The 17,708-nt window shown below is 62.1% G+C and carries 17 protein-coding genes; 7 read left to right on the top strand and 10 right to left on the bottom strand.

The window, feature by feature from the left end; genetic code table 11:
- Nucleotides 1-53 precede the first annotated feature (53 nt).
- Complete coding sequence (locus AERO9A_RS13880; RefSeq protein WP_159972546.1) at nucleotides 54-875, top strand: hypothetical protein; 822 nt, start codon at nucleotides 54-56, stop codon at nucleotides 873-875.
- Nucleotides 876-1,008: 133 nt separating this feature from the next.
- Nucleotides 1,009-1,449, top strand: a complete 441-nt coding sequence (locus AERO9A_RS13875; RefSeq protein WP_159972545.1) for a universal stress protein — start codon at nucleotides 1,009-1,011, stop codon at nucleotides 1,447-1,449.
- Between the two features lie 23 nt (nucleotides 1,450-1,472).
- Here the strand turns inward: AERO9A_RS13875 and AERO9A_RS13870 are convergent, their stop codons facing one another.
- Both AERO9A_RS13870 and AERO9A_RS13865 read right to left on the bottom strand, forming a co-directional pair.
- Complete coding sequence (locus tag AERO9A_RS13870; protein ID WP_159972544.1) at nucleotides 1,473-2,159, bottom strand: hypothetical protein; 687 nt, start codon at nucleotides 2,157-2,159, stop codon at nucleotides 1,473-1,475.
- A 17-nt stretch (nucleotides 2,160-2,176) separates the two neighbouring features.
- Nucleotides 2,177-4,108: an ATP-binding cassette domain-containing protein gene (locus AERO9A_RS13865; protein ID WP_159972543.1), complete on the bottom strand. Its 1,932-nt coding sequence runs from the start codon at nucleotides 4,106-4,108 to the stop codon at nucleotides 2,177-2,179.
- A 210-nt stretch (nucleotides 4,109-4,318) separates the two neighbouring features.
- Between AERO9A_RS13865 and AERO9A_RS13860 the strand changes: the two genes are divergently transcribed.
- Nucleotides 4,319-6,247 carry a transglycosylase SLT domain-containing protein gene (locus AERO9A_RS13860; RefSeq protein ID WP_159972542.1) on the top strand — a complete coding sequence of 643 codons (1,929 nt, stop codon included), beginning with the start codon at nucleotides 4,319-4,321 and terminating at the stop codon, nucleotides 6,245-6,247.
- A 132-nt stretch (nucleotides 6,248-6,379) separates the two neighbouring features.
- Here the strand turns inward: AERO9A_RS13860 and argC are convergent, their stop codons facing one another.
- The 8 genes from argC to AERO9A_RS13825 all read right to left on the bottom strand — a co-directional run bounded on the left by argC (nucleotide 6,380) and on the right by AERO9A_RS13825 (nucleotide 12,109).
- Nucleotides 6,380-7,333 carry an N-acetyl-gamma-glutamyl-phosphate reductase gene (argC, locus tag AERO9A_RS13855; RefSeq protein ID WP_159972541.1) on the bottom strand — a complete coding sequence of 318 codons (954 nt, stop codon included), beginning with the start codon at nucleotides 7,331-7,333 and terminating at the stop codon, nucleotides 6,380-6,382.
- Between the two features lie 121 nt (nucleotides 7,334-7,454).
- Nucleotides 7,455-8,312, bottom strand: a complete 858-nt coding sequence (locus tag AERO9A_RS13850; protein ID WP_159972540.1) for an HlyD family secretion protein — start codon at nucleotides 8,310-8,312, stop codon at nucleotides 7,455-7,457.
- 14 nt (nucleotides 8,313-8,326) lie between these two features.
- On the bottom strand, nucleotides 8,327-8,530 hold the full coding sequence (locus AERO9A_RS13845; RefSeq protein WP_159972539.1) for a DUF1656 domain-containing protein: 204 nt from the start codon (nucleotides 8,528-8,530) through the stop codon (nucleotides 8,327-8,329).
- A complete protein-coding gene (locus AERO9A_RS13840; protein WP_159972538.1) occupies nucleotides 8,517-10,505 on the bottom strand; it encodes an FUSC family protein in 1,989 nt (662 codons plus the stop codon). Before AERO9A_RS13840 ends, AERO9A_RS13845 begins: the two co-directional genes overlap by 14 nt.
- 223 nt (nucleotides 10,506-10,728) lie before the next feature.
- Nucleotides 10,729-10,845 carry a cytochrome c oxidase subunit CcoM gene (ccoM, locus tag AERO9A_RS22640; RefSeq protein WP_306109804.1) on the bottom strand — a complete coding sequence of 39 codons (117 nt, stop codon included), beginning with the start codon at nucleotides 10,843-10,845 and terminating at the stop codon, nucleotides 10,729-10,731.
- Nucleotides 10,846-11,019: 174 nt separating this feature from the next.
- Nucleotides 11,020-11,181: a hypothetical protein gene (locus AERO9A_RS13835; protein ID WP_178111142.1), complete on the bottom strand. Its 162-nt coding sequence runs from the start codon at nucleotides 11,179-11,181 to the stop codon at nucleotides 11,020-11,022.
- The gene (locus AERO9A_RS13830) at nucleotides 11,178-11,777 is read right to left on the bottom strand and encodes an alpha-ketoglutarate-dependent dioxygenase AlkB (protein ID WP_159972537.1); all 600 of its coding nucleotides are present in this window, start codon (nucleotides 11,775-11,777) and stop codon (nucleotides 11,178-11,180) included. Before AERO9A_RS13830 ends, AERO9A_RS13835 begins: the two co-directional genes overlap by 4 nt.
- Before the next feature lie 38 nt (nucleotides 11,778-11,815).
- Nucleotides 11,816-12,109 carry an aspartate-semialdehyde dehydrogenase gene (locus AERO9A_RS13825; protein ID WP_159972536.1) on the bottom strand — a complete coding sequence of 98 codons (294 nt, stop codon included), beginning with the start codon at nucleotides 12,107-12,109 and terminating at the stop codon, nucleotides 11,816-11,818.
- A gap of 161 nt (nucleotides 12,110-12,270) precedes the next feature.
- On the opposite strand from AERO9A_RS13825, the gene rapA reads away from it, so the two are divergent.
- From rapA to cmoB, 4 genes are all read left to right on the top strand, one after another.
- Nucleotides 12,271-15,114 carry an RNA polymerase-associated protein RapA gene (rapA, locus tag AERO9A_RS13820; protein ID WP_159972535.1) on the top strand — a complete coding sequence of 948 codons (2,844 nt, stop codon included), beginning with the start codon at nucleotides 12,271-12,273 and terminating at the stop codon, nucleotides 15,112-15,114.
- Nucleotides 15,115-15,245: 131 nt separating this feature from the next.
- The gene (locus AERO9A_RS13815; protein ID WP_159972534.1) at nucleotides 15,246-15,887 is read left to right on the top strand and encodes a lysoplasmalogenase; all 642 of its coding nucleotides are present in this window, start codon (nucleotides 15,246-15,248) and stop codon (nucleotides 15,885-15,887) included.
- A 57-nt stretch (nucleotides 15,888-15,944) separates the two neighbouring features.
- Nucleotides 15,945-16,688, top strand: coding sequence for a carboxy-S-adenosyl-L-methionine synthase CmoA (gene cmoA / locus AERO9A_RS13810; protein WP_159972533.1), 744 nt, complete (start codon nucleotides 15,945-15,947; stop codon nucleotides 16,686-16,688).
- Entirely contained in the window at nucleotides 16,685-17,653 is a 969-nt protein-coding gene (gene cmoB, locus AERO9A_RS13805) for a tRNA 5-methoxyuridine(34)/uridine 5-oxyacetic acid(34) synthase CmoB (RefSeq protein ID WP_159972532.1), read from the top strand. The genes cmoA and cmoB overlap by 4 nt, the downstream gene beginning before the upstream one ends.
- The last annotated feature ends 55 nt before the right edge of the window (nucleotides 17,654-17,708 follow it).

Raw genomic sequence — 17,708 nt, 5'->3', positions numbered from 1 at the left:
AGCCCCGCACAGAAAAACAAATCGAGCCCCACGATGGGCCAGCGGAGTTCCCCATGCCGAGCCGCCAAACACTTGCATCATTTAAATGCGCCTTTCTCAGCCTCGCATTCAACCTGCTCCTCGCCCCCTACCTATTGGCAGCGCCAGCCGACGAACTGCTGCATGTCCACCAAATGCGCCTGGCCGTACAGCAGAGTCTGGGTGACTTCTACATGTTCAGCAGCATGGACGCTGATCAGCGCTACGCGCGGATGATCAACACGTCGCTACAGCAGGCCCAGGCAAAATTGGACACGCCGAGCACCATGCCAGGTGAGGACTCGGCGACCCTAAGAGCGCGACTGGCAAGCGAATGGCAGCACTATCAAGACACCTTGCAAGGCCTGATGGAAACGATGCGCAAGCAGGGATTTACTGACCTACAGCCAGTTGCCAGCATGGCCGACAGCAACCGGCAATTGATGGAGACCGCACAGACTCTATATCTGAAGATTCAGCAGGAAAGCGGATATGTTGTCCCCACACTGACCCAGCAGAGCCGCGAACTAAGCCTATTGATGCAGGGTATTGCGGTGGATTACGCCTCACGCAGCGCCTCAGTAGGTGCCAGCTTCTTCGGTGGCGGCGAGGAACACGCTCTCGATGAGCAAGTGAGGCTGCTGGCAACGCGTCTGGACACACTCACCCAAGCCAAGCAAAACACGCCGAAGATCAGAGCAGAACTTGGCAATATCGCCAATAAATTTCACTATATCGAGAAGTCTCTGCTGAACTACAACCAGAACACCGTGCCCTTTCTGGTCAGCAAATATTCCAACAGCATCATCGAGGAACTGGAAAACGTAGCGGCCCAATACGCCGCCAACCAGCTCTGATGCCTCGCATACTAAGGCCTGCCTGGCCTTACCCTAGCCCGGTGCCTACACCGTTTTTTTCTTCAAGACACGAGCGCACATCCAGAGCGATACTGAGTGCACAGCGGTTTCTTACCCTTAGGAGGTGTTCACCATGCCCTACCAGCACATTCTGGTCGCCGTCGACCTCACTGAAGAGTGCGATCCCGTCGTGACACGCGCACGCAAACTAGCGCAGGCCAGCAATGCCAAGATGTCTCTGGTGCATATTGTCGAGCCAATGGCGATGGCTTTTGGCGGCGACGTGCCGATGGATCTGTCAATGTTGCAACAGCAGCAGTTCGAGCAGGCACGCGAGCGCCTGGAGGCATTCAGCGGCAAATACCCGGAACTGTCAGCCGAACAGCGCCACTTGGCTTACGGCCAACCTCGCCAGGAAATTCACCGTCTGGCTGAAGAACAGGGCTGCGACCTGATCGTCGTCGGCAGCCACGGTCGCCACGGCCTGGCGCTGCTACTCGGATCAACAGCCAATGACGTGCTGCACGGTGCGCCCTGCGACGTGCTGGCCGTGCGCCTGAAAAAGTCCGAGTAAAACGTCAAGCAGCGCCAACGTCGTCAGTCGAAACTATCGCCCGCACTCATCACCAGCGGGCGTATCTTCTGCAACTGGGTCTCGAGCGACACCGTCATGCTTGATGACATCGAGAAGAAGGTGAGGAAGGCCTTGAGGTTGGAATCACCTTCGCAGGTGTCGTGGATACGCTGCCAGAACGCCTGATTGACCAGCTTGAGCTGCTGGAACATACGCACCAGCCCCTTGAGTTCCCAATCCGCCAGACGCCCCTCGCGCATATTGAAGTACTGCCGCGTCAGGTACAGCGACACCGTGCGCAGGATGAACTCCTGATTATTAGCAAACGGCAGATGGTGCTGCGCCATCGGCCGCAGACGCCCCAGCAGCGGGCAGGCACTGGTGGCCATGATCACGCCGAGCAAGGCGCGCAAGCCCTCCTCCAGCCCCAGATGCTTATTGTACTCACGCTCGGGCGTACGCACCCAGACGCTGGCCTTCTTGAACGCCGGCAGGCCACGAAAATCCTCGATGACGCGGTGCAAATCCACCGCCGCCGGACAATGGCTGAACTGCTCGCGGCTCAGCGGACAATTACTGCACTGCTGATGGCCAAGGCGCGTCCAGGCAGGCGTCTGCCGGGCCTGTTCAGGATCGTACTCACGGCTCAGCTCAATCCTGTAGCTGAACTGATGATTGTCGTCGAGGGTAATGCGGTATTCGATGGCCATGCGGTTATGTGCCCCTATCAGGCTTCCAGTTCTGCCCAGCGTTCGATCAACCTGTCCAACTCCGTCTGCAGGTCATCGAGACGCGCCAATGCTTGCGTAGTGATCTGCGACGCCTGCTGATAGAAGCTCGGGTCGGCAATCTGCGCCTGCAGCGTTGCCATCTCCTGTTCCAGGGCATCAATCTGCCCAGGAATCGCCTCCAGCTCACGCTGCAGTTTGTAGCTCAGTTTCTTCTTCGCGGGTTCCGCTGTGGCCTGTGTCGCAGCAGGCGCGCTTGCCGCTGGTTGCGGCGCCTCGACCACCGCACTGGCCAGTTCAGCCTTGCCCGATTTGCTCTCGCCAACACCCAACAGGCGCGGCGATCCACCTTGACGCAACCAGTCCTGATAACCACCGACGTATTCGCGCACACGCCCCTCACCTTCGAACACCAGCGTGCTGGTGACCACGTTATCGAGGAAGGCACGGTCGTGACTGACCATCAGCACTGTACCGGGGAAGCTCAGCAGCACCTCTTCGAGCAGCTCTAGCGTTTCCACGTCCAGATCGTTGGTCGGCTCATCCAGCACCAGCAAGTTCGCCGGTTTACTGAACAGCTTAGCCAGCAACAAACGCGCACGCTCGCCACCGGACAATGCCTTGACCGGGGTGCGAGCACGCTGCGGGCTGAACAGGAAGTCCCCCAGGTAGCTGAGGACGTGACGGCTCTGGCCATCGATGACGATAAAGTCGCGACCTTCGGCGAGGTTATCTATCACGGTCTTTTCAGGTTCCAGTTGGAGGCGCAACTGATCGAAGTACGCCACCTCCAACTTGGTACCTGCCATTATCGTGCCAGCAGTCGGTTGCAACTCGCCGAATAGCAGCTTGAGCAGTGTGGTCTTGCCAGTGCCATTGGCGCCCAGCAGGCCGATGCGGTCGCCGCGCTGCAGCACCATGGAGAAATCGCGCACCAGATCAACTCCCCCTGCGTGCGCAAAACTGACGTTTTCTGCCACTATCACCTGCTTGCCGGATTTGTCCGCCGCATCTAGCTGGATGCTGGCCTTGCCCTGACGCTCACGGCGCTCGGAACGCTCGGCGCGCATCGCCTTGAGCGCTCGAACACGGCCTTCGTTGCGGGTACGCCGGGCCTTGATGCCCTGACGAATCCAAACTTCCTCCTGCGCCAAGCGCTTGTCGAACAGTGCATTGGCGGTTTCCTCGGCGGCGAGCTGCTGCTCCTTGTGCACCAGGAAGCTGGCGTAGTCGCCGTTCCAGTCGATCAAGCCGCCACGATCCAATTCAAGGATGCGCGTGGCCAGATTTTGCAGGAAGGAACGGTCGTGGGTGATGAACAGCACCGCACCGCCGAAGTCCTTCAAGGCCTCTTCCAGCCAGGCGATGGCGCCGATATCCAGGTGGTTGGTCGGCTCATCGAGCAGTAGCAGGTCCGGCTCGGAAACCAGCGCCTGGGCCAGCAGCACGCGCCGACGCCAACCACCCGAAAGCTCGGCCAGGGTCTTGTCGGCCGGCAACTGCAGGCGGCTCAGGGTGCTGTCGACCAGTTGCTGCAAGCGCCAGCCGTCCTTCGCCTCCAGCTCCTGCTGCACGTGCATCAGTTGTTCGAGGTCGTCATCGCCTTGAATGTTCTGCGCCAGATGGTGATAGCGGGCGAGCAACTCGCCGACACCGGCCAAGCCTTCGGCCACTACATCGAACACCGTCCGCTCGTCGGCGCGCGGCAGTTCCTGCGGCAGTTCACCGATCTTCAGCCCCGGCGCGCGCCAGATCTCACCGTCATCGGCCATCTGGTCGCCCTTGACCAGGCGCAGCATGCTCGATTTGCCCGTGCCGTTGCGGCCGATGATGCACACCCGCTCACCTCGCGCGATCTGCCAGGAAACCCCATCGAGCAGGGGCATGGCGCCATAGGCGAGGGATACATCGGCGAACTTGAGCAGGGTCATGACTACCTCCGGAAACAGGGGGCGCATTCTACCCGAGTTGTGCCTGCCAAGTTCCCGTTTCGGCGAGAACAGTCGAGCGCTCAGCAGTCTTTTTCCAGCTATGTCGCCACGCTGCTTCACGCTTTCGCCGACAGGGCGCGAAAGGCTAAGCTAGGGCCATGCGGCCAGATGGAAGCGGCTGCCCACTTACCTGTTTGCCCTGGAATCGTCATGCGTGGTCGCCTTTTCTCCGTTCTGTCCTGCCTGATCCTAAGCTCCGTCGCCATCGCCCAAGCCGATGCCGCCAATCTGGCGCAGCAACGCCAGTTCTACGATGAAGCCAAACGTGCCCTGGCCAAGGGCGACAGCGGCCCCTACCGCAACTATGCCAGCGCGCTACGCGATTACCCGCTGACGCCTTATCTGGCCTACGACGACCTGACCAACCGCCTGAAATCGGCCAGCAATGCCGAGGTGGAAAAATTCCTCGCCGAACATGGCGACCTGCCGCAGGCTAGCTGGATGAAACTGCGCTGGCTGCGCCTGCTGGCCGAACGTGGCGACTGGAAGCCGTTCCTCGCCCACTACGACGCCAAGCTCAACTTCACCGAACTCAATTGCTTGTATGGCCAGTATCAGCTCAGCCATGGCCTGAACGCCGAGGGCAACGCCACCGCCGAGAAGCTCTGGCTGGTCGGCAAATCGCAGCCCAACGCCTGCGACCCATTGTTCGAGCGCTGGGAGGCCAACGGCCAGTTGACCGAACAACGCCGCTGGCAGCGCACCAAGCTCGCGGTCGAGGCAGGTAACTACGGCCTGGCCAATTTTCTGATCAAGAGCATGCCGACTCTGGGAGCCCGTGGCGCGCTCATGGTGGAAGTGGCGCAGAAACCACAGATTCTCAAGCAGAGCGCTCGCTTTACCCCCGCTGACGCCGCCATGGCCGATGTGGTGGGTCTGGGTCTACGTCGCCTGGCACGGCAGAGCCCCGAGGACGCCCTGAGCTTGCTCGACAGCTACGCTCAGCGGATGAAGTTCTCCCAGGACGAACAAGTCGCCATTGCCCGGCAGATCGGCCTGACTCTGGCGCGCCGCTTCGATCCCCGCGGCCTTGATGTCATGGCCAAGTACGACCCGCAACTGCGTGACAACACCGTCAGCGAATGGCGCGCTCGCCTGCTGCTGCGTAGCGGTCGCTGGGACGAAGCCTATCAACTGACCCAACGTATGCCCGCAGAGCTGGCCAGCAGCAACCGTTGGCGCTACTGGGCAGCGCGCAGCCTGCAACTGGCACAGCCAAACAGCCAGCAGCCGGCGACCCTATTCCAGGCGCTGGCCAAAGAGCGCGACTTCTACGGCTTCATGGCTGCCGACCAGGTCAAAGCCCCCTACAAGCTGAATAACCAGCCGCTGACGCTCGATCCCAAGACCGTACAAAAGGTACGCAACACCGCTGGAATCAAGCGTGCCATGGAGTTTCATGCGCGCGGCCAGATTGTCGACGGACGCCGCGAGTGGTATCACGTCAGCCGCTTGTTCAACCGTGACGAACTGGTGGCCCAGGCACGCCTGGCTTACGACATGGGCTGGTACTTCCCGGCCATTCGCACCATCAGCCAGGCGCAATACTGGGATGACCTCGACGTACGCTTCCCCATGGCTCACCGCGACGAACTGGTTCGCGAAGCGCAGCGCCGCGACATACATTCGAGCTGGGTATTTGCCATCACCCGTCAGGAAAGTGCCTTTATGGCCGACGCCCGCTCCCACGCTGGCGCCATGGGTCTGATGCAATTGATGCCGGGAACCGCCAAGGAAACCGCGCGCAAGTTCAGCATCCCCATGGCTTCGCCGCGGCAGGCGCTCAACCCGGATATCAACATCCAACTGGGCGCAGCCTACCTGAGCCAGATATATGGCCAGTTCAATGGCAACCGCGTCCTCGCCTCCGCCGCCTACAACGCAGGTCCGGGCCGCGTGCGCCAATGGCTGCGTGGCGCCAACCACCTGAGTTATGACGTGTGGGTGGAGAACATTCCCTTCGACGAAACGCGCCAGTACGTGCAGAACGTGCTGTCCTACTCGGTGATCTACGGCCAAAAACTGGGCAGCCCGCACCCGCTGGTGGCCTGGCACGAGCGGTATTTCGATGATCAGTGACGTGGGCTAGGTAGCCAGCAAGCAGCTTCTGGAGAATAGAAAACGCCGCGAATCCGATTGGGTTCGCGGCGTTTCTCTATATGGATCTAGGCGGGCAGTCTCCAGAGCGCCACCTCTGGAGAACAGGGTGCTTTAAAGCCCGCTGCTCAGCCCGCTGTCTTCTGCCGCCCCGATATGCACGTTCATGCACTGCACGGCGGCACCTGCTGCGCCCTTGCCGAGGTTATCCAGGCGCGCCACCAGCGTCACGCGCTCGGCATTGCCGAACACGAAGAGATCGGCCCGATTGGTGTCGTTGCAGCCCTGTACGTCGAAGAAGCCTTCATCCAGATTCTGTTCGCCCTCCAGCGGCATCACACGGATGAAACGCTCGCCAGCGTAGTGGCGCTGCAGGGCTTCATGCACTTGCTGCGGCGTGGTACCGGCAGCCAGTCGATCCAGGTGCAGCGGTACGGTCACGCTCAGACCTTTGAGGAAGTTGCCGACGATGGGGCTGAACACCGGCGCCTGGGCAATTCCAGTCTGCACGCGCATTTCCGGCAGGTGCTTGTGCGCTTGCGCCATGGCGTAAGGGCGCGGACTGCTCAGGCGAGCATCGCCACCCGCTTCGTACTGGGCGATCATCGACTTGCCGCCACCGCTGTAGCCGGTCAGGGAGAAGGCGCTGATCGGGTAATCCTTGGGTAGCAGGCCGGCATCCACCAACGGACGAACCAGCAGGATGAACGCCGTGGCGTGGCAGCCCGGATTGGCAATGCGCTTGCTGGCGCGGATTGCCTCGCGCTGACCTGCGGCCAGTTCAGGCAAACCGTAGGTCCAGCCCGTGTCGGTACGGAAAGCCGTACTGGCGTCGATGATGCAGGTGTTCGGGTTGCTCACCAGGCTCACGGCTTCACGCGAGGCAGCATCAGGCAGGCAGAGGAAGGCCACGTCAGCGGCATTGAGCAAACGTGCGCGCTCGGCACTGTCCTTGCGTTTGGCCTCGTCGATACGCAGCAACTCGATATCGGTGCGCCCAGCCAGATAATCCTGCAGACGCAGGCCGGTGGTGCCTTCCTGGCCGTCGACGAAAACTTTGAACGACATGACATGACCTCTCGACAAGGGCCGGCCCATAACCGGCCTGAAACGGTGGACGAAACAACGGGGCCATAGTGTCGACCATGTGCGCGCTCACGTCACGCGCTTCGCGCAGCCTGCATGCTGCTCAGTCGTTCAGCACTCGCACGCTGGCGGTCATGCCTGCACTGAGCTGTACGTCTTGCGGTAGCTCGGTCAGACGGATACGCACCGGTATGCGCTGCGCCAAACGCACCCAGTTAAATGTCGGCTCGACATCGGCCAACAACTGGCCGTCCGGGCTGGCATTGCGATCGGTGATACCACGGCTGATGCTTTCCACCTCGCCGTCCAGCGGCTGATCTCGGCCCATCAGCCAGACCTGCACCGGCGCACCAATCTTGATACGCGGCAGCTTGGTTTCCTCGAAATAGGCCTGCACGTAGAACGAAGCCTCGTCCACCAGCGCCAGCACCGGATACCCCGCACGCACGTAGTTGCCCTCGGCCAGACGCAAGTTGGTCACCTGCCCGGCTCGCGGAGCATGGACTTCACTGCGCTGTACATCCAGCTCAGCCAGTTTCACCGCCGCCTGCGCCTGACGATATTCACCCCGTGCGATCTCGGCGTTGAGCCGGGCGTTGTCGAGCAACTCGGCGCTGATCGCCTGCGCCCCCAGGCGATCACGGCGTACGGACTCATGCTCACGCAGCAGCAATTGTTGGCGCCGGGTCTCGGCCACCGCCTGCGCCTGCTCCAACGCGGCCTGGTAACGATCACGGTCCAGGCTCATCAGCAGTTCACCAGCGGCGACATGCTGGTTGTCGCGCACCTTCAGTTCGCGCACCCAACCGGACAGATCTGGGGCGATGGTGACCACATCAGCGCGCACGCGCGCATCACGCGTCCAGGGTGAATACAAATAGTGCTGCCACAGCCAGGCGCCAGCGGCGATCGCCACAGCTACCAGGCTCAAGGTAACGCTGACACGCAGGATCGAACGCATGCCTTTCTCCTCGTTCATTGTCCAAGCACGGCCACCACGGCCGCCAATACGCAGACATACAGCGCGCAATCAAACAGCGCTTCATGCCAAATCCATCGCGCCATGCCGACACGCTGCAGGCCCATGCGCAACACGCCAGTCAACAGCAGTGCCAGCAGCGCATACAGCAATAACGGGCTGAGCAGCACGCCACCCAGCGACCATTCATGCAAGCCCATCAGAGCCCTCCTGTAATCCACACCAGCGTCGCCAGCCTTCTTGCAACTGCAGCAACGCCGCTTCTGCCAGGCGCCTGTCGATGCTCGACGGTGCCGAGCGTAAAGCCTGCAACAGTTGTTCGGCAGCCTCGTCCAAGGCCGACTCACGTTCGGCCGCAGGCCCCAGCAGCAACTGCTGACGCAAGCGCGCGAGAAAGTCCGCCTCAGCTTGCCCCAGCGAGCCGTCACCAGCAGCCAGGCAGGCTCGCAGATGCAGCAGCTCATCACCCAAGTCCAGACTGGCCACACCGTCATCCCAGCGATTACGGGTCTGGCTCGGCAGCAACGGGTAATGCCGCGCCAGTTGCAGCAAACGATCAGCCATACGCCCACCGAACCAGCTTTCGGCACCGATCAAACGGTGCTGCGTCAGACGCGCCAGATCCTGCAAGGTTGCCCGCAGCAAACGACGGCCATGCCAGTTCGGGCTACGCAAACCGATCAGGTTGAAGGCCAGCACAGCGCAGCCGACGCCGATGAGCATGGCCAGCGCCTCGTTGAAGAAGAACGCCAGGTCGTAGTTCATGTCGTTCTGTGGCGCGCACAGCACGATGAAGTGCAAACAGAACGACGTCGAAGTCGCCATCATTGCCGGCTTGGCCATCCCCAGCGCCCCAAAGAACAAGGGCACGCCGAGCGCCAGGCAGAGCATGGCAAAACCATTGAGCTGCGGCAGCAATATCTGTCCGACGAAAAAGGCCACCGGCACGGCATAGAACACCCCGCGCAGAAACAACAAGCCGATTTGCGCTGCATTCTCTCGGCTGGCAAATAGGCTGCAGACCACACTGGCCAACAACATCGCGCCGCTGGCAGCCGTCCAGCCGGTTCCCATCCAAAACGCAGCCAGCGCCAGAAAGGCTAACGCACTACGCGAGCCATAAAGCAGCGCAGTCTGCCAGTCACGGTGCCAGGACAACGCCGGAGGTAGACTGCCGCGCGCCTCACCCTGCTCCACCGCCTGCAGCGAGTTACCGGCGGTTTCCAGACGCAGCAAAAGCAGTGCAAGGCGATCCAGGCAACGGCGCTGCGCAGCACTCAAGCGCTCATCCTCAGCGACCTCGCGCATTTCTTGCGCCAGACGCGCACAACGCGGGCCTTGCGGCTCTGACAGGCAATCGCGCACCCGCTGCATCCAAGGCGCCAGCGCATGGCTCTCGGCCTCGCTGAGTTGACGCCATTGCCGCCCAACACCTCGCGCCAGGCGCAACAAGGTGAGCAGATCACGGCTGAGCAGGCGCAAAGCCGCCGCTCGCAAACGCCCACGCGGCCCCTCGAACCAGGCATGCTCTCGTTGCGCATCAACCGCCACCATGCGTCCCAATACTTCCAGCAAGCCCTGACGCGCCATGGGCTCACCAACGAGGGTCTGCGCAGCAGCATTCACCCCGGATTGCCAGGCGCTACGCGCCTGCTGCCCCAGTTGCCACTCCACGCGCTGCGGCCAAAGCACGGCACTGACTACCGTGGCACAGATGATCCCCAACGCGATCTCAGTGCCACGTGCAACCGCCTGATCGAAGATAGTCAAAGGCTCGCTGATCGCCGGCAGCCCCACGATCGCGACCGTATAACCGGCCAAGACGAAGGCATAACCCCAGGCGCTGCGCAACAGGGTCGAAGCCGCCGTGCACAGGCCCATCCACAGCGCCACGGCAATCAGAAACAACCAGGGCGCCTGGGCGAACAACGCCATCATCAGCACCGACATACTGGCGCCGACCAACGTGCCGAGCAGACGCGCCAAACCTTTCTGCACCACCATGCCCGACAGCGGCTGGGAGACGATGAACACGCTCATCAACGCCCACTGCGGTTGCTCCAGACCGAAACGCAAAGCGCACCACAAAGCCAGAGCACCGGCCAACAGGGTCTTCATAGCAAATTGAATGGCCTGCGCACTGGGCGCAACCAAGGCCGACAGAGAATCACGCATGGGGTCGGAATCTGAGGAGAACGACTGAAAGCATAGACGGCGGCCCGAGCGGACAGCCAATTGAGCTAATTATTAGCCTGCTATCTAGTTTTCGTCCACCCCGTAATGCCCCGCCCGCCGTTAAGCCATCTCATGCATACACGGCGCGGAGCAAATGACCAACGAAAAAAAGGGCAACCGAAGTTGCCCGAATTGCCTTGCGTGCCCAGTGAACTGGCAAGATTCAGCCCTGCTTGCGCTTGTGCGAATCCTTCCAGATGAAATAACCAACACCCCCGAAGAACGCGAACATCAGAAGAACGGTGCCGACTCCGGCGAGAACCACTGTATCGACGAACATGGCTGCCTCCTGTTATGCCTGTCTGTCTGGGGTGGCTTCACGTTATCAGCGGCAGCGAGGCGGGAATTGATCTGGATCAATGCTCGATAGGCAGGCCAACCTGGCCAAACCGAAAACTGATTCAGATCAAAAAATCAGGGGTAGGCAATCGCTCTGGAAGGGTCAAGGACTGCTTCAGCGCTTTTTAGGTTTGCCTTTGGACTTCTTCTTGCCTTTGCTCAGCGGCAGCACCTGCTCGAAGGCCTGGCGCATGTCATTAAGGCGCTTGTCGTTGAGGTCATGGATGCGCTTGTCGCGCTCGGCGGCGAAATCGATCAGCTTGTCGTCGTTGCTCATAGCGGAAACCGGATCAGGCGAAAGGTCAGGTTCAGGCGCGGCGCACAGACTCGGCGCGTCTTCGCCACTTGGTGCTGCCAATGATGCTGGGTCGGCCCACGCATGACCAGTAGCGAAGCGTGGTCGAGTGTCAGCGAATGTTCGATACGCGTAGCGCCCACCCGGCGCAGATCAAAACGCCGACTACCGCCCAGGTTCAGCGAGGCGATCAGCGGGTTGCGCCCCAGCTCGGGCTCGGCATCGCTGTGCCAGCCCATCGAATCCTGGCCGTCGCGGTAATAGTTGAGCAGCACGGCATTGAGCGCTTGACCGACGCACTGCTCGACGCGCTGACGAATCTCATCGAGCAAGGGCGTCCACGGCAATGGCTCGTGGATCACCCCGGAATAGCGATAGCGCGCTTCGGGCTCGCCATACCAGGCAGTCAGACGAGGAACCGAGTGATGCCGGCCATGGATAAATAACTGCGGCTGCTGCCAGGGCGTCTGCTCGATCAGCGCTTCAAGCCAGATATCCGCCAGCGCAGCATCGACCCAAGCAGGCTGGTAGTCGAGCTCAGCATCGGCCAGTGGCGGCAAAGAGTCGTCAAACAACACCGAAATATCCCTTGCAACAAGAAGGCTTGGTGAGTCTGTCAGACTTCCACATCCACCCACAGTCCCTGCCGGGGCACATCGCCCAGCGCCTGCGCCATCTCCTCTGGCTCGGCTTCGGCCAACTGCTCAGGGGTATAACCGCGCCGCTGGCGGCGGCGCTGCTCTTCACGCAGCAGTTCCTCGGCCTCCTGCGGGTGGCGCCTGTCCAGGCCCAGCGCACTTTCCTCGGCACTGCCTTGAGCTGGAGTCACAGGAGGAACCTCGGGCCTGGGCTTGACTACGTCCTGCGTGGCAGTGACCGGCACCAGACTGTGGGGGATCGGTGGCAGCATAAACAGCACCTCCTTTGGTCAGACTGTCGGCGCCATGAACGACGACTTTAGAGCGAGCTCGCTAGACTTTCGACTGACGGCTGCATCGATAGTGCCGTGAGCGCTTTGGCCATAGCGCGGCATCCGTTACCATAGTCGGCTTTTTTACGCGGGAGACAGGCATGGCGCAGTATCAACCGGGGCAACGCTGGATCAGTGACAGCGAGGCGGAATTAGGCCTTGGAACCATCATTACCGAGGATGGCCGCCTACTCACCGTGCTCTACCCGGCCACCGGCGAGACGCGCCAATACGCCACCCGCAACGCGCCGCTGACTCGCGTGCGCTTCGTGCCGGGCGACGAGATCACCCATTTCGAAGGCTGGAAGCTCAGCGTGCAGGAAGTCGAAGACATCGACGGCCTGCTGGTCTACCACGGCCTCAATGCTCAGCATCAACCGGTCAGCATGCCGGAAACCCAACTGTCGAACTTCATCCAGTTCCGCCTAGCCAGCGACCGCCTGTTCGCCGGCCAGATCGACCCACTGAACTGGTTCGCCCTGCGCTATCACAGCCTGGAACACAACAGCCGCCTGCTGCAGTCCTCGCTCTGGGGCCTGGGCGGCGTGCGCGCCCAGCCCATCGCCCACCAGTTGCACATTGCCCGCAGCGTTGCCGACCGCATCGCCCCGCGCGTGCTGCTGGCCGACGAAGTGGGCCTGGGCAAGACCATCGAAGCCGGCCTGGTCATTCACCGCCAACTGCTCTCCGGCCGTGCCAGCCGCGTGCTGATTCTGGTGCCGGAAAACCTGCAGCACCAGTGGCTGGTGGAGATGCGCCGACGCTTCAACCTGGAAGTGGCGCTGTTCGACGCCGAACGCTTCATGGAAAGCGACGCCAGCAACCCCTTCGAAGATTGCCAACTGGCCCTGGTCGCCCTGGAGTGGCTGGTGGACGACGAGAAGGCGCAAGACGCCCTGTTCGCCGCTGGTTGGGATCTGCTGGTAGTGGACGAAGCCCACCATCTGGTCTGGCACCCGGAGAAGGCCAGCGCCGAATATTCGCTGGTCGAGCAACTGGCCGAAGTCATCGCCGGCGTGCTGCTGCTCACCGCCACCCCCGAACAGCTCGGCCAGGACAGCCACTTCGCCCGCCTGCGCCTGCTCGACCCGGCGCGCTTTCACGATCTGCAGGCCTTCCGCGCGGAAAGCAGCCAGTATCGCCCGGTGGCCGAAGCGGTGCAGGAGTTGCTGGATCAGGGCAAGCTGAGCGCCCAGGCGCGTGATGCCATCGGCGGCTTCCTCGGTGATGAAGGCCGCGAACTGCTCGACGCCGTCGACAGTGGCGATGACGAAGCCCGCTCCCGCCTGGTACGCGAACTGCTCGACCGCCACGGTACAGGCCGCCTGCTGTTCCGCAACACCCGTGCCGCCGTGCAGGGCTTCCCCGAGCGCGAACTGCATCCCTACCCGCTGCCCTGCCCGGCCGAATACCTGGAACTGCCCATCGGCGAACATGCCGAGCTGTACCCGGAAGTCAGCTACCAGGCGCAGGACGATGTCGACGAGGAGCAGCGCTGGTGGCGCTTCGACCCGCGCGTCGAATGGCTGATCGACACCCTGAAGATGCTCAAGAAGTTCAAGGTGCTGGTGATCTGCGCCCACGCCGAAACCGCGCTGGATCTGGAAGACGCCCTGCGCGTGCGCTCCGGCATCCCGGCCACCGTCTTCCATGAAGGTATGAGCATCCTTGAGCGCGACCGCGCAGCGGCCTATTTCGCCGACGAGGAATTTGGCGCGCAGGTGCTGATCTGCTCGGAAATCGGCTCCGAAGGCCGCAACTTCCAGTTCGCTCACCATCTGGTACTGTTCGACCTGCCATCGCACCCGGATCTGCTCGAACAGCGTATCGGCCGCCTCGACCGGATCGGCCAGAAGCACAAGATCCAACTGCACGTGCCCTATCTGGAAACCAGCCCGCAGGCGCGCCTGTTCCAGTGGTACCACGAAGCGCTGAACGCCTTCCTCGCCACCTGCCCGACCGGCAACGCCCTGCAGCACCAGTTCGGCCCGCGCCTGCTGCCGCTGCTCGAAGGCGCCGATGATGACCAATGGCAAGCCCTGATCGACGAAGCCCGCGGGGAGCGCGTGCGCCTGGAGGGCGAACTACACAATGGCCGTGACCGCCTGCTGGAGCTGAACTCCGGTGGTGCTGGTGAAGGCGAAGCGCTGGTCGAAGCCATTCTCGAACAGGACGATCAGTTCACCCTGCCGATCTACATGGAAGAACTGTTCAACGCCTTCGGCATCGACAGTGAAGATCACTCGGAAAACGCCCTGATCCTTCGCCCCAGCGAGAAGATGCTGGACGCCAGCTTCCCGCTGGGCAACGACGAGGCCGTCACCATCACCTACGACCGCAACCAGGCACTGGCCCGCGAGGACATGCAATTCCTCACCTGGGAACACCCCATGGTGCAGGGCGGCATGGATCTGGTGCTGTCTGGTTCGATGGGCAACACCGCCGTGGCGCTGATCAAGAACAAGGCGCTCAAGCCGGGCACCGTGCTGCTGGAACTGCTCTACGTCAGCGAAGCCGTTGCCCCGCGCAAGCTGCAACTGGGTCGCTTCCTGCCGCCGGCGGCGCTGCGCTGCCTGCTCGATGCCAACGGCAACGACCTGGCGCCGAAAGTCGGCTTCGAGACGCTCAACGACCAGCTCGAAAGCGTGCCGCGCGCCAGTGCCAACAAGTTCATCCAGGCCCAGCGTGACGTACTGGCCAAGCAGATCGCCGCCGCCGAGGCGAAGATCATGCCGCGCCACGTCGAGCGCGTTGCCGATGCCAAACGCCGCCTGCTCGCTGAGCTGGATGAAGAACTGGCTCGCCTGGTCGCCCTGCAAGCGGTCAACCCCAGCGTGCGCGACAGCGAGATTGCCGCTCTGCGCGAGCAGCGCGAACAAGGTCAGGCGATGTTCGACAAGGCTGCCCTGCGCCTGGAAGCGATCCGCGTCCTGGTCGCTGGCTGATCCGCAGCGCGCCGGGTGCGCCCGGCGCGCTGCGGCGCCATTGGTCTGTGAATCTGGCGCGCCGTGCGTTGGCAAACGGAGAACCTACCCGGCATAGTCGCAGCCCATTCAAGCGTGAAAGGACGCTCATCATGGGCTGGTTGCTCCTGGGTTTGGCAGGCGCTGGCGCCTACCTCTACAGTCTGATCACTGGCGATACGCAACTCGGCCTGCTCGCCAAGGGCATCCCGGTCATCGCCCTGCTCTTCTGGCTGCGCCAGACAAAGCCTGGCGTATATCGCCGCTGGATCAGCCTGGGCCTGCTGTTTTCGCTGGCGGGTGACCTGTTGCTGGCCTGGCCAGGTGATCTATTCGTGCAGGGTCTGAGCGCCTTTCTGTTCGCTCACTTGGCCTATCTGCGCGCCTACCTCCACAACACTCGGCACCCTGCTCTGCTCGCGCTACTGCCCGCTCTACTCATAGGTGGCGGCATGTTCGCCGTGCTGGCCAATGCCGGTCTGGGGCAACTGTTGATGCCAGTGGCCTGCTACGTCACCGCGATCAGCCTGATGTTCTGGCGCGCCCTGGCTCAGCTCGGCCATCCCAGGTTGCAACCACGCAGCACCTGGCTGGCGGCAGGTGGCGCCGCTCTATTCGTACTATCCGACAGTCTTATTGGCATCGACCGCTTCCTTGTCAGTTTCGACGCTGCGCCCTACGCCATCATCGTCACTTACTGGCTCGGTCAATGGGGCATCACCGCCTCAGCCTTCAGCCGCAGTAACAGCGCCTGACTGTTGGCCCTTACTTGGCTAGAATGCCGACCTTTTCCGCTACCTGTTGCCGTTGCCGTGAGCCAAGAATCCGACCGTCTGTTCGCCCAGCCTCTGGCTGAAGTGCCCGATTTCGTCTTCAACGAGGACGTGGTACGGGTGTTCCCCGACATGATCAAGCGCTCAGTGCCCGGCTACCCCACCATCGTCGAGAACATCGGCGTGCTCGCTGGCCAGTTCGCTCAGCCGCATACCCAGCTATATGACCTAGGCGCCTCACTCGGCGCTGTGACTCAGGCGCTACGCCGCCATGTACGCAGCGATGGCTGCCGAGTAATCGCCGTGGACAACTCCCCGGCCATGGTCGCACGCTGCAGCGAGTACCTACATGCCCAGGACGCCATGTTTCAAGAGCTGCTGCCGGTGGAGGTGATCGAGGCCGATATCCTTGCGCTCGAATTACAACCAACTTCGCTGGTGACGTTGAACTTCACCCTGCAGTTCATCCCACCAGAGCGCCGCCTGGAACTGCTCAGCAAGATTCGCCAGGCCCTGCTGCCGGGCGGTGCGCTGATCCTCTCGGAGAAGCTGCGCTTCGAAGACGCCGCCGAACACGAGCTGCTCACCGAACTGCACGTCGCCTTCAAACGCGCCAACGGCTACAGCGAACTGGAAATAGCCCAGAAGCGTAGCGCCATCGAGAAGGTGATGCTGCCCGACAGCCTCGAACAGCATCGCGAGCGCCTGCTGGCCGCTGGCTTCAGTAAGGTGCTGCCGTGGTTCCAGTGCCTGAACTTCGCCTCGCTGGTGGCCCTGCCATGATGCGCGACCTGGATCTCGACGCGCTGCAGGCACAGCTTGCTGGTACGCCTTTGCAAGACTGGGCGTGCGAGCTGCCTGGCCAGCTCGATGCCAAGCTGGCCATCGGTCATGGTGACCTGGCGCGCTGGTACGGCGCGGTGCAGGCGCTACCGGATCTGCCGGTGAGCGAGGTAGAGCTGGCGCAGCGCTTCGCCTTCGGCGGTGCCTGTGACGACGCCACGCGGGCGCAATTGAAAACGGCGCTGCAAGGGCTGATCCCCTGGCGCAAGGGGCCGTTCGAGTTGTTCGGCGTGCACATCGACACCGAATGGCGCTCGGACTGGAAGTGGCAGCGTGTCGCCCCGCACCTGGATCTGGCCGGTAAGCGCATCCTCGATGTTGGTTGCGGCAACGGCTACTACATGTGGCGCATGCTCGGCGACGGTGCCGATAGTGTGGTCGGCATCGACCCCAACTGGCTGTTCCTCTGCCAATTCCTGGCGATGAAGCGTTATCTGCCTGATTACCCCGTGTGGCACCTGCCGCTGGCCTTCGAAGAGCTGCCAGCCAAGCTGCAAGGCTTCGACACGGTGTTCTCCATGGGCGTGCTCTACCACCGACGCTCACCCATCGATCACCTGCTCGACCTCAAGGACGCCTTGGTCAAGGGCGGCGAATTGGTACTGGAAACCCTGGTGGTCGAAGGCGATGCCGAACAAGTGCTGGTGCCGGAAGATCGCTACGCACAAATGCGCAACGTCTGGTTCCTGCCCTCGGTGTCGGCGCTGGAACGCTGGCTGCGCCGCGCAGGCTTCGAGGACGTGCGCTGCGTCGACGTCAGCACCACCTCGGTGGAGGAACAGCGCGCCACCGAGTGGATGCGCTTCCAGTCGCTGCCCGAGTTCCTAGACCCGGCCGACCACAGCCGCACCATCGAAGGCCTACCGGCGCCGACCCGCGCCGTGCTGGTCGCGCGCAAACCCTAAAGGCAATAGCTCACGTAGGGCAGGTGAAACCCTCCCTACGATTGCAGTCTTCGTT

Source organism: Pseudomonas sp. 8Z (assembly GCF_902506535.1).
Lineage (GTDB): Bacteria > Pseudomonadota > Gammaproteobacteria > Pseudomonadales > Pseudomonadaceae > Aquipseudomonas.
Note: the sequence above shows the minus strand (reverse complement) of the source record. Positions and strands in the feature narration are given on the sequence as shown.

Excerpts from the sequence above, each read along its gene's own strand:
- AERO9A_RS13880 (WP_159972546.1), top strand. The coding sequence starts at position 54 with ATGCCGAGCCGCCAAACACTTGCATCATTTAAATGCGCCTTTCTCAGC.
- AERO9A_RS13875 (WP_159972545.1), top strand. The coding sequence starts at position 1,009 with ATGCCCTACCAGCACATTCTGGTCGCCGTCGACCTCACTGAAGAGTGC.
- AERO9A_RS13870 (WP_159972544.1), bottom strand. The coding sequence starts at position 2,159 with ATGGCCATCGAATACCGCATTACCCTCGACGACAATCATCAGTTCAGC.
- AERO9A_RS13865 (WP_159972543.1), bottom strand. The coding sequence starts at position 4,108 with ATGACCCTGCTCAAGTTCGCCGATGTATCCCTCGCCTATGGCGCCATG.
- AERO9A_RS13860 (WP_159972542.1), top strand. The coding sequence starts at position 4,319 with ATGCGTGGTCGCCTTTTCTCCGTTCTGTCCTGCCTGATCCTAAGCTCC.
- argC (WP_159972541.1), bottom strand. The coding sequence starts at position 7,333 with ATGTCGTTCAAAGTTTTCGTCGACGGCCAGGAAGGCACCACCGGCCTG.
- AERO9A_RS13850 (WP_159972540.1), bottom strand. The coding sequence starts at position 8,312 with ATGCGTTCGATCCTGCGTGTCAGCGTTACCTTGAGCCTGGTAGCTGTG.
- AERO9A_RS13845 (WP_159972539.1), bottom strand. The coding sequence starts at position 8,530 with ATGGGCTTGCATGAATGGTCGCTGGGTGGCGTGCTGCTCAGCCCGTTA.
- AERO9A_RS13840 (WP_159972538.1), bottom strand. The coding sequence starts at position 10,505 with ATGCGTGATTCTCTGTCGGCCTTGGTTGCGCCCAGTGCGCAGGCCATT.
- ccoM (WP_306109804.1), bottom strand. The coding sequence starts at position 10,845 with ATGTTCGTCGATACAGTGGTTCTCGCCGGAGTCGGCACCGTTCTTCTG.
- AERO9A_RS13835 (WP_178111142.1), bottom strand. The coding sequence starts at position 11,181 with ATGAGCAACGACGACAAGCTGATCGATTTCGCCGCCGAGCGCGACAAG.
- AERO9A_RS13825 (WP_159972536.1), bottom strand. The coding sequence starts at position 12,109 with ATGCTGCCACCGATCCCCCACAGTCTGGTGCCGGTCACTGCCACGCAG.
- rapA (WP_159972535.1), top strand. The coding sequence starts at position 12,271 with ATGGCGCAGTATCAACCGGGGCAACGCTGGATCAGTGACAGCGAGGCG.
- AERO9A_RS13815 (WP_159972534.1), top strand. The coding sequence starts at position 15,246 with ATGGGCTGGTTGCTCCTGGGTTTGGCAGGCGCTGGCGCCTACCTCTAC.
- cmoB (WP_159972532.1), top strand. The coding sequence starts at position 16,685 with ATGATGCGCGACCTGGATCTCGACGCGCTGCAGGCACAGCTTGCTGGT.